Source organism: Cobetia sp. D5 (assembly GCF_035666195.1).
Classification (GTDB): domain Bacteria; phylum Pseudomonadota; class Gammaproteobacteria; order Pseudomonadales; family Halomonadaceae; genus Cobetia; species Cobetia amphilecti.
Genome location: NZ_CP142020.1, coordinates 232,435 through 245,067, shown reverse-complemented (window position 1 = coordinate 245,067; position 12,633 = coordinate 232,435). Strand labels below are relative to the sequence as shown.

Annotated in this window: 10 protein-coding genes; all 10 read right to left on the bottom strand. The window is 62.7% G+C overall.

Features of this window, described 5'->3' with window-relative positions; all coding sequences use genetic code 11:
- Positions 1-33: 33 nt before the first annotated feature.
- Positions 34-654 (bottom strand): HD domain-containing protein, encoded by a 621-nt coding sequence (locus U0O11_RS01125; RefSeq protein ID WP_324691163.1) that lies wholly within the window; start codon positions 652-654, stop codon positions 34-36.
- Positions 651-1,793, bottom strand: a complete 1,143-nt coding sequence (gene tmpA / locus U0O11_RS01120) for a 2-trimethylaminoethylphosphonate dioxygenase (protein ID WP_324691160.1) — start codon at positions 1,791-1,793, stop codon at positions 651-653. Before tmpA ends, U0O11_RS01125 begins: the two co-directional genes overlap by 4 nt.
- A gap of 232 nt (positions 1,794-2,025) precedes the next feature.
- Positions 2,026-2,649 carry a hypothetical protein gene (locus U0O11_RS01115; RefSeq protein WP_054555228.1) on the bottom strand — a complete coding sequence of 208 codons (624 nt, stop codon included), beginning with the start codon at positions 2,647-2,649 and terminating at the stop codon, positions 2,026-2,028.
- Positions 2,650-2,792: 143 nt separating this feature from the next.
- Complete coding sequence (locus U0O11_RS01110; protein WP_054555227.1) at positions 2,793-4,142, bottom strand: TRAP transporter large permease; 1,350 nt, start codon at positions 4,140-4,142, stop codon at positions 2,793-2,795.
- Positions 4,132-4,863, bottom strand: coding sequence for a TRAP transporter small permease subunit (locus tag U0O11_RS01105; protein ID WP_324691157.1), 732 nt, complete (start codon positions 4,861-4,863; stop codon positions 4,132-4,134). The genes U0O11_RS01110 and U0O11_RS01105 overlap by 11 nt, the downstream gene beginning before the upstream one ends.
- Positions 4,860-5,996, bottom strand: coding sequence for a TRAP transporter substrate-binding protein (locus tag U0O11_RS01100; RefSeq protein ID WP_225996532.1), 1,137 nt, complete (start codon positions 5,994-5,996; stop codon positions 4,860-4,862). Before U0O11_RS01100 ends, U0O11_RS01105 begins: the two co-directional genes overlap by 4 nt.
- Before the next feature lie 451 nt (positions 5,997-6,447).
- The gene (locus U0O11_RS01095) at positions 6,448-7,998 is read right to left on the bottom strand and encodes a sigma-54 interaction domain-containing protein (protein WP_324691154.1); all 1,551 of its coding nucleotides are present in this window, start codon (positions 7,996-7,998) and stop codon (positions 6,448-6,450) included.
- Positions 7,999-8,320: 322 nt separating this feature from the next.
- Positions 8,321-9,133: a hypothetical protein gene (locus U0O11_RS01090; protein WP_324691153.1), complete on the bottom strand. Its 813-nt coding sequence runs from the start codon at positions 9,131-9,133 to the stop codon at positions 8,321-8,323.
- Entirely contained in the window at positions 9,123-9,389 is a 267-nt protein-coding gene (locus tag U0O11_RS01085; RefSeq protein ID WP_324691150.1) for a type I restriction endonuclease, read from the bottom strand. Before U0O11_RS01085 ends, U0O11_RS01090 begins: the two co-directional genes overlap by 11 nt.
- A gap of 125 nt (positions 9,390-9,514) precedes the next feature.
- A complete protein-coding gene (polA, locus tag U0O11_RS01080) occupies positions 9,515-12,403 on the bottom strand; it encodes a DNA polymerase I (protein ID WP_324691148.1) in 2,889 nt (962 codons plus the stop codon).
- Positions 12,404-12,633: the final 230 nt, after the last annotated feature.

Below are 12,633 nucleotides of genomic sequence, written 5' to 3'. Positions count from 1 at the left end.
CGTTGGAACTTTACCCTCAGGCAGAGTACGCCTTCAGCGAGCACCGGCCTGACTGGCCATGTCCTTCTCAAGTTCTGGCTCCGGCACCAGATCCGGCAAGCCGCCGAAGGGCGCCCGCCCCATCACCCGCTCCAGCATCGGGATGAAATGCTCCAGCGGCAGGGTGTCGTATTCGGGGTCGAAGCTGGTCTGGTCCCACTCATCACAGAAGCGCACGGTGCGCTCATAGGCGGGATGCCCGGCATGTGCCTCGCGGGCGTGGCGGTCCTGACCGAAGAATTCGCGGTAGTGATAGCCCTGGAACAGCTCGTGATGACGAATCATCCAGGTGTTCAGCGGGTCGATGAACGGCTCGAGGATACCGGCGGCGATCTCGGCATGATTGGCCGGTGCCAGGTCATCGCCGATGTCATGCAGCAGCGCGCAGACCACCATCTCCTCATCGGCGCCAGCGCGCAGCGCGCGGGTGGCGGTCTGCAGGCAGTGTTCGTAGCGATCGACCGGATAGCCGTGGTGATCGCCCTTGAGGCGCCCCAGATGTTCAAGCACACGCCGGCAGGCATCGGACTGATATTCCCGGAAGCGCGCATCGATCAGCGCCCACTCGGCATGCGTGCTTTCCTCGAAACTGCGGAAGCGGGCCTGTTCGCTCATGCGCTGGCCTCCTCATTGGCGAACTGACCGGCGAGCTGATCGGCCAGCAGCAGACGGCGGCTGGCGGTGGAGTCACGGTCCACATAGCCCTGGCGCATATGGCGGATGCCACCTTCCAGCTGGAAGGCGCTGCGACCATGGAACAGCCGGTAGTTGTCCATGATCAGCATCTGGCCCGGTGCCAGCTTGAGGTGCAGCGTGAAGTCGTCACCGGAGATCAGGCGATAGAACGCCTGGCGGGCAGCGTAGTAGCGACGCAGGGTCGCGCCGGGCAGCGCCGGCACCCGCTCAGTGCGGTTGGAGAAGCGCACTCGGGCGACCTGACCACGGCTGTCCAGCTCGATCAGCGGGCCTTCGCTTTCCAGGCGCGTGGTGGCGTCGTGATAACGGAAGCCGGGGCTGACTTCTGTCAGGCAGGCGAAGGCCTCGGGGTCTTCACGGCGCAGGTGCTCTGCCGCACTGAAGCCATCCACCAGCATGCTGTCGCCGCCCTGGGCCGCGTTGCGCAGACAGTGCAGCCAGATGTAGCCCGGAATCGGGTCGCGGTAGGGATTGTCGGTATGCGGCTCCAGCCCGCGCTGGGTCATCGTGAGGTCATAGGCATTGGCGACGGATTTCACGTCGGCGATACCGCCCCAGTTGGTGCGCCGCAGCGGCCCGATGCGGTGGATCAGTCCCTGCATGCCGTCCTCCGTGTCCGGCACGCCGCTGACCCGCACGAAGCCGAAGCGCTGCAACTGCTCGAGCATGTCCAGCAAGGCCGCGTCATCCTCCAGCGCCGCGGCGAAGTCGGCCTCGGGCAGCTGGGCGAGATTCCCCTGCCAGAAGGTCATGCCCTGATAGGCCTCACACGGCTGACACTCCGCCAGCAGGGCCGCCAGCGAGAAGCTTGCCGCATGGCCGTCACTGAAGGCCAGCGACAGCGTATCGCCATCCAGTTGTGCCTGAGTCAGGCTCAGGTCCAGCGGCAGGTCCGCCGCCTCGATCAGGCGCTGACCGGTGAGGGAGTCGAGCGTCGTTTCATCGGGACTCCGCTCACGCAGCCAGAGCGCCTCGAGGGTCAGATCGCCCTCGGCGTGGCTCAGATGCAGTTGTTGTCCATGGTCTTTTAGGCTGACGGAATGCGGTCTGCTGGGCACTCGATGATCTCCACGGCTGAGGGAGCGGCACTGTTGTCTTACTGGTCAGGTACCTGCTCGCGGATGCTGGTGCGACGCTGAGTCTCCTTCTACCTTAATCACTTCAGCCAGAGCGGATTGATATAATTGGACGTATATTTGATCAAATTGGCCATATGTCAGACCAGCAGACGACAACAAGCGGCCGTGGCAATGCCACGGCCGCTTGTGTTGTAAAACGTCTGTCGGGAGATCAGTCGCTCAGGTGCAGTACCTGACCATTGAGGGAACGCCCGGCGCCACCGGCCAGAAAGCGCGCGCATTCCGCCACGGCGTCCGGTCGGCTGCCCTCCGGGCACAGCAGATTGGCACGTACCTTGTCCGGCGCGCGTGACGCCAGCCGCTGGATCAACTCACTCAGCGCCGCCTGTGCCATGGCAGTGCCGTGATGCTCCTGCGAGGATAGCTGCGAGGACAGCGACGAAGACGGCTGCGAGGGCAGCGGTGGCGCCACGGCCAGCAGGCGTCCGCCGTGGCGCAACATGCGCGCACAGGCCGCCTTGAGCAAGGCGCCGGGGCCGGCGACCTGCGCAACCAGGCAGGCTTCCAGCGACTGCCCGGCCATGGCCTGAGGCGGCATGCAGACCAGCACGTCGAGGCGCCCGAGACGCGCCACCAGTGTCTCGAAGCAGCCCTCGCCGACCACCTGGCCGAAGCGGTCCGACTGCTCGCCGCCCAGTGCATCCAGCACGCGTTCGAGGTCCGCTGGCGCGGTGCCCATCAGGGCGATGATGGCGCCATCTTCCAGGAAGGTGCGCGCCATGGCCTCCAGCCACTCCCCCTGCCCCGCGATCAATACCCTGCGTCGTGGCAGCATCTCATTCTCCCTGATAGAACCCCCGAAGGGTCACCCCTGCGTACCTCATGCCGCGCTGCGCTGCTCAGCTCTTTGCTCAACCCTCTGCTCAGCCCCCTGCTTACCCAGACATCACCTCCCTGTGATGCTCCGATTGGCGAGCGTCAGGGCATCAGCCCCGGCAGCCACAGCACCAGCGCCGGGAACAGCATGCACAGGATCAGACCCGCCAGCTGCAGGCCGACGAAGGGCAGAATCGAGCGATAGATGGTGCCGATGGACACCTGCCCGGCGGTGATGCCCTTGAGGTAGAACAACGCATAGCCGAAGGGTGGCGTCAGGAAACTCGTCTGCAGGTTGATGGCGACCAGAATCGCGAACCACACCAGCAGCCCCTGGCCGGAAAGCCCGAGCCCGAAGTCCAGCGCCTCGACCACCGGCGCCACCAGCGGCAGCACCACGAAGCTGATCTCGATCCACTCGAGGAAGAAGCCGAGCACGAAGATCAGCCCCATCAGCAGCAACAGCAGGCCATAGGGGCCAAGGCCGGTGCCGGTGATGACATCCTCGATCAGGTAGTCACCGCCGAGGCGCTTGAAGACCACCGAGAAGCAGGTCGCGCCGATGACGACGAACAGGATCATCGCGCTGGTGCGCGAGGTATCGCGCAGCGTGTTGCGCAGGGTGGAGAAGGACAGTCCGCCCATCACCAGCGCCAGCAGCAGGCTGCCACCCGCGCCGATGGCCGCGGCCTCGGTGGGCGTGGCGATACCGGTCATGATCGACCCCAGCACCGCGACGATCAGCACCATCGGCCCGAGCAGGTCGCGCAGCAGTGCCAGCGGCAGCGGTGTCTTGTCGGTGCCGAGCAGCGACTGGTCCGGCAGCGGTGCCCAGTCCGGGCGCAGCTTGGCGGTGATCAGCAGATAGGCGACGTAGAGCGCGCCGAGCATCAGCCCCGGAATCAGCGCCGCCTTGAACAGCGCCCCCACCGAGATCTGCAGGATGGAGCCCATCAGCACCAGCATGATCGAGGGCGGAATCAGGATGCCCAGGGTGCCGGAGGCCGCGATGACCCCACAGGCCATCTCGGCCTTGTAGCCCTGCCCCAGCATCACCGGCAGCGCCAGCAGGCCCAGCATGACCACCGAGGCACCGATGATGCCGGTACTGGCGGCCATCACCACGCCCAGCAGTGCCACCGAGACGGCCAGACCGCCATGCACGCGACCGAACAGCCGCTGCAGTGTCATCAGCAGATTGCGCGCCACGCCGGAGCTTTCCAGCATCAGCCCCATGAACACGAACAGCGGAATCGCGATCAGCAGCCAGTTCTCGATCACGCCGCCGAAGATGCGCGAGCCGACGGTGCCGAGAAACGGCAGCGGGATATCGCCGATGAAGGCGAACAGGATACCCAGCCCGCCGAGCAGAAAGGCCACCGGGTAGCCGGAGAAGATACCTATCAGAAGTGCCACCACCATGGTGATGGGCAAGGCGTATTCAGCGAGCATTGTCATGGCTCCCGTCTGCATGATTCTGGGGTGCCGTGGCGTCGGTGGTCGCTGGCGCAGCATTCTGCTGATCCGCAAGGCCGGCCAGACTGGCAATCTCGTGGTCTTTCAGGCGCTCGGGGGTGCGCGCCGGGTCGAACAGGCAGGCCAGATTCTCGAAGATCTGCCCCAGCGCGCCGAGGGCGAGGAACACCAGCCCCGTCGGCAGCATCGCCTTGATCAGGTAACGGTCCACCAGGCCGCCATAGTTGGACTTCTCGCCGGACATGTAGGACATGGTGACGAAATGCTTGGACAGCCAGGCGATCAGCAGGCAGAAGGGAATCAGCATGATGAGGTGGCCGAGGATATCGACCACGGCGCGTCCGCGCGGCGAGAGGCGCTGATAGAACAGGTCGACCCGCACATGCGTATCGCTGTGCAGGGCGTAGGTGCCACCGAAGAGCGTCAGCAGACCGAACAGGTGCCACTGCAACTCGGTGACGGAATTGATGGTGATCGCGGTGCCGAACAGCAGCACGTCGGGCGACCCCCAGTTGGCGATTTCATTGATGCCCAAGGCGTTGAGCGTGACGGTGGTGAGCACGGCCAGGATGATCGCCAGACCCAACCAGCTGGTCAGGCGACCCACCCACAGCCCCAGGCCGACCAGCGGTCGGCCCAGGGCGTCACACACCGCCCCGCCCTGTGCCCGCCAGGGCGCAAGGCGGGGGTCGGTCATTGGGCGCTACCCTCGTCAGCGTTGTCAGCCTGCTTCATGGCCATCGGCTGCGGCATGGCCTGCAGCTCGTACCATTCGTCGATCAGTGCGGCGTGCTTCATCAGCGAATCGTAGGCCTTGGCGAAGTCAGGATTGGTCTGCTTCTCTTCGGCCAGCACTTCACCCCAGGCTTCCTGCAGCGCGGTCATCACCGGCTCCGGGAAGCGCTTGACCTCGACGCCCTTCTCCTCGAGCTCGTGGATCGCACGTACCTGAGCCGGCGGTGCTTCGGCCATCGCCCACTGCAGGGTCGCGCGGCAGGCAGTCTGGAACTGCGCCTTGCGCTCATCGCTGTAGCTGTCCCATACCTGCTGGTTGATCAGCAGCGAGAACCAGCTGGCGCTCTGGTGCCAACCCGGGAAGTAGTAGTACTTGGCGACTTCATTGAAGCCCATCGCCTGATCGACCTGCGGCACCGAGAACTCGGTGGCATCGACACGGCCACGCTCCAACGCGAGGTAGATCTCGCTGCCCGGCACCAGCTGAGTCGAGGCGCCCAGCTTGTTGAGCACCTTGGCGCCGAGGCCGGAGATACGCATCGACAGGCCCTTGAAGTCCTCCGGCGAGTTGATTTCCTTGTTGTACCAGCCGCCGGTTTCCTGCGGCGAGATGAAGCACGGCAGCACCTTCACGCCGTAGGGGTCATAGGCGGCCTGCACAAGCTCGGTACCCTCACCGGCCCACATCCATGACATGAAGGCTTCCGGGCTCGGGCCGAACGGCAGTGCACCGTAGAGATTGGTGATCGGCACCGTGCCGGCCCAGTAGCCCATCCAGTCCCAACCGGCCTGCACCGCACCGGAGGAGACGGAGTTGAAGACCTCGAAGGCCGGCACGAGATCGCCCGGCTCGTGCACGCGCAGGCCGACTTCGCCGCCGGTCGCGCTCTTGAGTTCCTCTGACAGGCGCACGGCACCGGCACCGAGGAAGTTCTTGGTCGAGAAGGTACTGGCGACGTCGAGCTGTTTCGGCCCTTCCGCCTGGGCTGGCGCGGCGGCCATCAAGGTGGTGGTGGCCACGGCCGCCGCAATGGCAGCTCCGAGGCGCAGGCGGCGGGTCGGCGTCGATTGATACGGCGTGGCGTGTTGCGACATGGTGCGGCTCCCTGATTTGTTGTTGTGCTCGCTGGTCGTACGGCTTGTGGCTTGCTGGACATGAGCCACGTTGCAAGATGACGCTTACGTCAACTTACCCGATGACAACGCAAGCGGCTGACCACGCCACAACAACGTCAATGATTTCAGAGAGCTACGAGGGGAAGGCCCGCGCGAGCCGACTCACCGCGCCCTGCGCGGCAGTATCGGCTTACGACAGCGTCCGGAAAGCCGGACACTCAAGCTGCCGAGGCTGCGACCAAGGTCGCGCGCTGACATGAATTCTGTCTACGACTCCAGTCGAATATGCCGATAGAGGAATGCAGACCCCATGCGGCTATGCACGCCGTGGGCTGGCGAGAAACGCAAAGCGTCCGGAATTCCGGTCACTGACCGAGATTCCGGACGCTTTGGCCACTCGTTGGTGGCGGGGAGGTGAAATGCCGGTCGATCAGGGCGTTTCGGCCAACAGGCCATGCCGATTGAGCTTCTCGTAGAGCGAGGACTTGGCGATGCCGAGCTGACGGGCGGCGCGGGTGCGATTGCCCTCGGCGGCGCGCAGCGCGTCCTCGATCAATTGGCGCTCCGCCTGGGCCATCGCCTCACGCAGCGTGGCCGGCGTCGTGGGCAACTCCCGGGCGGTTGTGGACGACTCGGCCGCTGAAGCGGGTGTGGACAAGTCGCTTTGATGGGTAGCGGCGTGCCGGGCATCGCCATGCCGCGCATCGCCATGCCGGGCGCCGATGGCATCCGGCAGGTCGGTCGGTTGGATATGGCTGCCGCCCAGATAGAAGGCGGCTTCGAGCACGTTTTCCAGCTCGCGCACGTTGCCGGGCCAATGGTGGGCGCACAGGCGTTCAAGGGCGGCTTCGGAGAGAATCGGCGGGCGGCGACCACTGCGTCGCGCCAGGCGTGACAGCAGGTGCGTGGCCAGGGTCGGCAGGTCGTCGCGGCGCTCGCGCAGCGGCGGCACCTTCAAGGGCACCACGTTGATGCGGTAGAAGAGGTCTTCGCGGAATTCGCCGCTCTCGACCAGCGCTTCCAGCGGGCGGTGAGTCGCGGCGATGACACGGACATCAACACTGACCAGACGGGTCGCGCCGACCGCCTCGACCTCGCGGTCCTGCAGCACGCGCAGCAGCTTGGCCTGCATCGCCAGCGGCATGTCGCCGACCTCATCGAGAAACAGCGTACCGCCATCCGCGAGCTGGAACTTGCCGGGCTTGCCGCCGCGCTTGGCGCCGGTGAAGGCGCCCTCTTCATAACCAAACAGCTCCGCCTCCAGCAGCGCTTCGGGAATCGCTGCGCAGTTGAGCTTGATGAAGGGCCCCTTGGCGCGCGCCGAGCTGCGATGCAACGCATGGGCGTACAGCTCCTTGCCGGTGCCGGACTCGCCACGGATCAACACCGAGGCACCGCCGGGGGCGATCTTGCGCACCTTGCAGGCAAGTTCTCGCATGGCGGGCGAATCGCCGATGATGTCACTCAGCTGCCAGCGCGCGCCGTTGGGGGTTTCCAGCGCCTGACGGTAGTAGTCCACCTCCGCTTCCAGCGCCTGAACCTGAGCATTCACCTGCCGCCATTCCCAGGTGTCGTGATAGAGCACCGAGCCGATGGCACCGATCAGCTCGCCATCGCGGAAGATGGGATAACGGTGGGCAATCATGTGGTGGCCACGAATCAACTGCAGCTGGGCAAGCTCCGCGCGTCCGCTCTCCAGCACCTCGTGCATGCGGGTGTTCTCGATCACCTCGCTGACATCGCGCCCCAGCACCTCGCTGGCCTCGACGCCGAGAAACTCGGCATAGGGCGCATTCAGAAACTGGATACCGCCCTGGGCATCCACCACCACGACCCACTCCTCCACTGCATCCATCGCGGCACGCAGCAACTCGCGGCGCGCCCGCTCCAGATGAATCGAGGTGGCAGGTAGATCATCACGCAGCGGGACAGTCATCTTCTCCCCGACCACCGCGCCTGACACAGGCATCTGCTGAGCCATCACCGCTCTCCCTTGGCGTGTCCGGTCATCGTGGGCAGCCGTATCCCTCTGCCACTACACCCGCCGGATCTGATTGTTATGGGCCACGCCATCACGCAGCCAGCGTCCGGAAAACCGGACCCCCCCCACAGCATCGGCCTACCGCCGCCAAGGATCAACGTAGCCAGTGGTCGTAGAACTTCCCGAGGCCAGTGCCTCTGCTTTCTCATGCTCGTTTTATGGGCATGGACAGAGACGAGGGGGCCAGAGACCCTGCCCAGGAAATGCAGCCCAGAAACAAGAAAACCCCGCCAAAGCGGGGTTTTCTTGATCACATCTGAAATTACTGAATATATTTATCCAGGGTATTCAACAAGCGATCCTTGAACAAGAATATATCTTTAATATCTTTGATTTCCACTCTATCCGCTTCATCATCAAAGAACTCAACTCTTTTGATGCTTTTTCCGTTAAAGCGAAGGCGACAGATCGGCTTGCGATTATTATCATCAAGCAAAATACCGCAATAACTCTTGGTATCACGCATAACAACACGTTCAATATCGACCTTATCGCACACCAAAGCTCGCACGATATTATAGGCGTCAATTTCCTCTTGCGTGGTTTCGATACCGTCTTCTGGCTCTGCCTCTTTTTCAGCAGGATCGCTTCTCATGACATCGTTAACTGACAGGTCACTGGAGTTAAGCGCTTTCTTGAGACGAGTATCTACCTGTTCACGAATAAACTGTTGAATCGCATCATAAACGGTTGGCTTGAACTCACTCACGACACTTTGAGTCATACGTCCTTCGTAGACACGGGACACGATAAACTTCACAAAGTCTTCAGGCACATCGGTAATGAGAGAAGAAAACTCTTCTTGTATAAGCGAGATATATTTCAGCTGACTCGCAGAACCAAGGATATTATCAACCTCAAAATCACTCTTGCTGAATTTCTTCAATTCTTCTAAATCACGATCATTATGATCTAGCAGATCGAAGCGGAAGAAAGGCTGATCGTCAAGCTTATTCCTGTCATCCAAGTCCGAGAAGAAACGGTACTCCACACCATTTGTGAGCACGCCAAAACGTGCAGGAGTCACACTAAAATAACGATAAAGCTGAGTAAAGTGAGCTTGATCAAGGTTCATACCTAAAAGGCTTACACTCGATCAAAACTGAGATCTCGCCATCTTTCATGATGGCATAATCTACTTTCTCACCCTTTTTCTTGCCTATGTCGGCGATATACTCGGGGATAACCTCGCGAGGATTAAAAACGTCATACCCCAATATCTGCAACATAGGCAGTATTAACGCAGTCTTTGTGGCTTCTTCCGTTGTAATGTGAGAACTTTCATCGCGTGCACGACGGACCAATGGCTGGAAACGTTCTATCAAGCTCATTTTTCTTCTTCCCTGTGTAAAAGCTAGCGCTTATATTCTTACCTTGATAAGTATAACTGTCAAAGTTAATAACAAAAAACCCCGCCGAAGCGGGGTTTTGATGATTGCTTTAATGGTGCGTCGCGTTAATGCGCTTCTTCCCAGTTGTCGCCTTGCTCGACTTCGACGAGCAGCGGGACGTCGAGGGAGGCGGCGTTCTGCATGCGCTGCGCGACGTCTTTCATGAAGTCTTCGACCTGCGCTTCGGCGACTTCGAAGACGAGTTCATCGTGTACCTGCATGACCATCATGGCGTCGTACGCCTTGTCACCGTCGCTGCCCGCCAGCCAGGCATCCACGTCGATCATGGCGCGCTTGATGATGTCGGCGGCGCTGCCTTGCATCGGGGCGTTGATGGCGGTGCGCTCGGCGGCGCTGCGACGCGCGTGATTGCGCGAGCCGATTTCCGGCAGGTAGAGACGACGGCCGAAGATGGTCTCGACGTAGCCCTGCTCGGCGGCGAGCTGACGCGTGTCTTCCATGTAGGTGGCGACGCCAGGATAACGCTCGAAGTAGCGCTCGATGTAGGTCTTGGCCTGGCCGGGTTCGATATCCAGCTGACGCGAGAGGCCCCAGGCGGACATGCCGTAGATCAGCCCGAAGTTGATGGCCTTGGCGCTGCGACGCTGGTCACTGCTGACACGCGATTCCTCGGTACCGAAGACTTCAGCGGCGGTGGCGGCGTGCACGTCGCGGTTGTCGGCAAAGGCCGAGAGCAGGCCCTTGTCACCGGAGAGGTGCGCCATGATGCGCAGCTCGATCTGCGAGTAATCCGCCGCGACGATGCGATAGCCGGGGCGCGCGATGAAGGCCTGACGGATACGACGGCCCTCGTCACTGCGCACCGGGATGTTCTGCAGGTTCGGATCAGACGACGACAGACGCCCCGTCGCGGTGACGGCCTGATGGTAGCTGGTGTGCAGGCGACGCGTGGTCGGGTTGACCAGCTGCGGCAGCTTGTCGGTGTAGGTGCTCTTGAGCTTGGTCATGCCGCGATGGCGCATGATCAGCTTGGGCAGCGGGTAGTCCAGCGCCAGCTCCTCAAGCACCGCTTCGGCGGTGGACGGCGCGCCCTTGGGCGTCTTCTTCTTGACCGGCAGCTTCTGCTCCTCGAAGAGGATCTCGCCCAGCTGCTTGGGGGAAGAGAGGTTGAACTCGCGGCCCGCAAGCTCGAAGGCCTGCTTCTCGATGTCGTGGATCTGCTCGGTCAGCTCGCGGGTCTGGACGTGCAGGCGCTCGGGGTCGATCGCGACACCGTTGCGCTCGATGCGTGCCAGCACCGGAATCAGCGGATACTCGAACTGACGCAGCACTTCATCCAGACGCCCCAGCTTCTCGATGCGCGGCATCAGCAGCGCGGCGAGGCGCAGGGTGATGTCGACATCCTCGCAGGCATACGGCATCGCCTCTTCCAGCGCGATCTGATCGAACGTCAGCTGCTTGGCGCCCTTGCCGGCGATGTCGGTGAAGCTGATGGTGCTCTCGCCCAGATACTTGAGCGCCAGCGAGTCCATGTCGTGACGGGTCGCGGTGGAATTGAGCACGTAGGACATCAGCATGGTGTCGGCCAGCGGGCCGGCCACCGCGATGTCATAGCGCGCCAGCACCTCGATGTCGTACTTGAGGTTCTGGCCGATCTTGGTGATGGCGGTATCGGCGAGAATCGGCGTCAGCGCTTCCAGCACGGCCTGGCGCTCCAGCTGCGCGGGGGCATCCAGATAGCTGTGAGCGACGGGAATGTAGACGGCCTCGCCGACTTCCAGCGCCATGCCGATACCGACGATCTCGGCTTCCATGTAGTTGAGGCTGGTGGTCTCGAGGTCGAAGCACAGCGAGGTGGCGTTGCGCACGCGCTCGAGCCACGCATCCAGCTCGGCCTGCTCGGTGATGGCGCGATAGTTGCGCTCCTCACGCGGCGGCAGCGCATCGGGCATCTCGTCGCCCTCTTCCGCCGCTTCCAGATCAGGGGTTGGCGCAGCGGCGGTCTTGCTCTTGCCTGAGGCCTTTTCAGCGACCGGCGCGATGCTGTCACCGAACAGGTCACTGCCGGCGACTCCGCTGTCCTTCTCGTCGGCATGCGGCGTGGCCGCCATGTCGCCGCCTTCCAGCAGCTCCTTCAGCCAGGCCTTGAACTCCATCTCGCGGTAGAGCTCGACCAGCGCGGCGGTGTCCGGCGCGGCGATCGCGAGGTCATCCAGGCCATATTCCAGCTCGCAGTCCAGCTTGATGGTGGCGAGACGGTAGGAGAGATAGGCATCTTCACGATGCGCTTCCATCTTCTTGGCCAGGGTCTTGGCGCCACGGAAGCTGAGCGTCTTGATGCGATCGAGATCGCCGTAGATGGTGTCGAGGCCGCCTTCCATGCCCTGCAGCAGGCCCAGCGCGGTCTTCTCGCCCACGCCCGGCACGCCGGGGATGTTGTCGACCTTGTCGCCCATCAGCGCGAGGAAGTCGATGATCAGGTTCGGCGGAATGCCGAACTTCTCGGTGACGCCGTCCACGTCCAGCGTCTCGTTCTTCATGGTGTTGACCAGGGTGATGTGCTCGTTCACCAGCTGGGCCATGTCCTTGTCGCCGGTAGAGATGACGGCGTCACGCCCGGCCTCGGTCGCCATGCGCGCCAGGGTGCCGATGACGTCATCGGCCTCGACGCCTTCCACGCACAGCAGGGGCAGGCCAAGGGCGCGCACGCAGGCATGCAGCGGCTCGACCTGCAGGCGCAGGTCATCCGGCATCGGCGGGCGCTGGGCCTTGTACTCCGGGTACATGTCGTCGCGGAAGGTCTTGCCCTTGGCATCGAAGACCACCGCCATGGGGCTGTCCGGGTACTGGCGGATCAGGCTCTTGAGCATGTTGATCACGCCCTTCACCGCGCCGGTGGGCAGGCCCTTGGAGGTGGTCAGTGGCGGCAGAGCATGAAAGGCACGATAGAGATAGGAAGATCCATCGACGAGAACGATCGGCGTGGCGGCCATGAGCAGTCGCATCCGTAGGCTGAAGGGTGAGCTTGGGGCAAGCAGAGTCGGGGCCGAAAACCTCTCGGCAGCTATGGCTGTCATGATACGCAAGGGCTGCGGCGAGGCACAGTCGCCGCCCTCGGCGCGTGTGTCTTCTGCGCCCGGCATTGATGGCGGGAAGTCGTGCACACTGCCGTCAAGGGACGTAAACTGCGCCCATCAGGCAAGGTTTCAGGCCAGCGCCGATT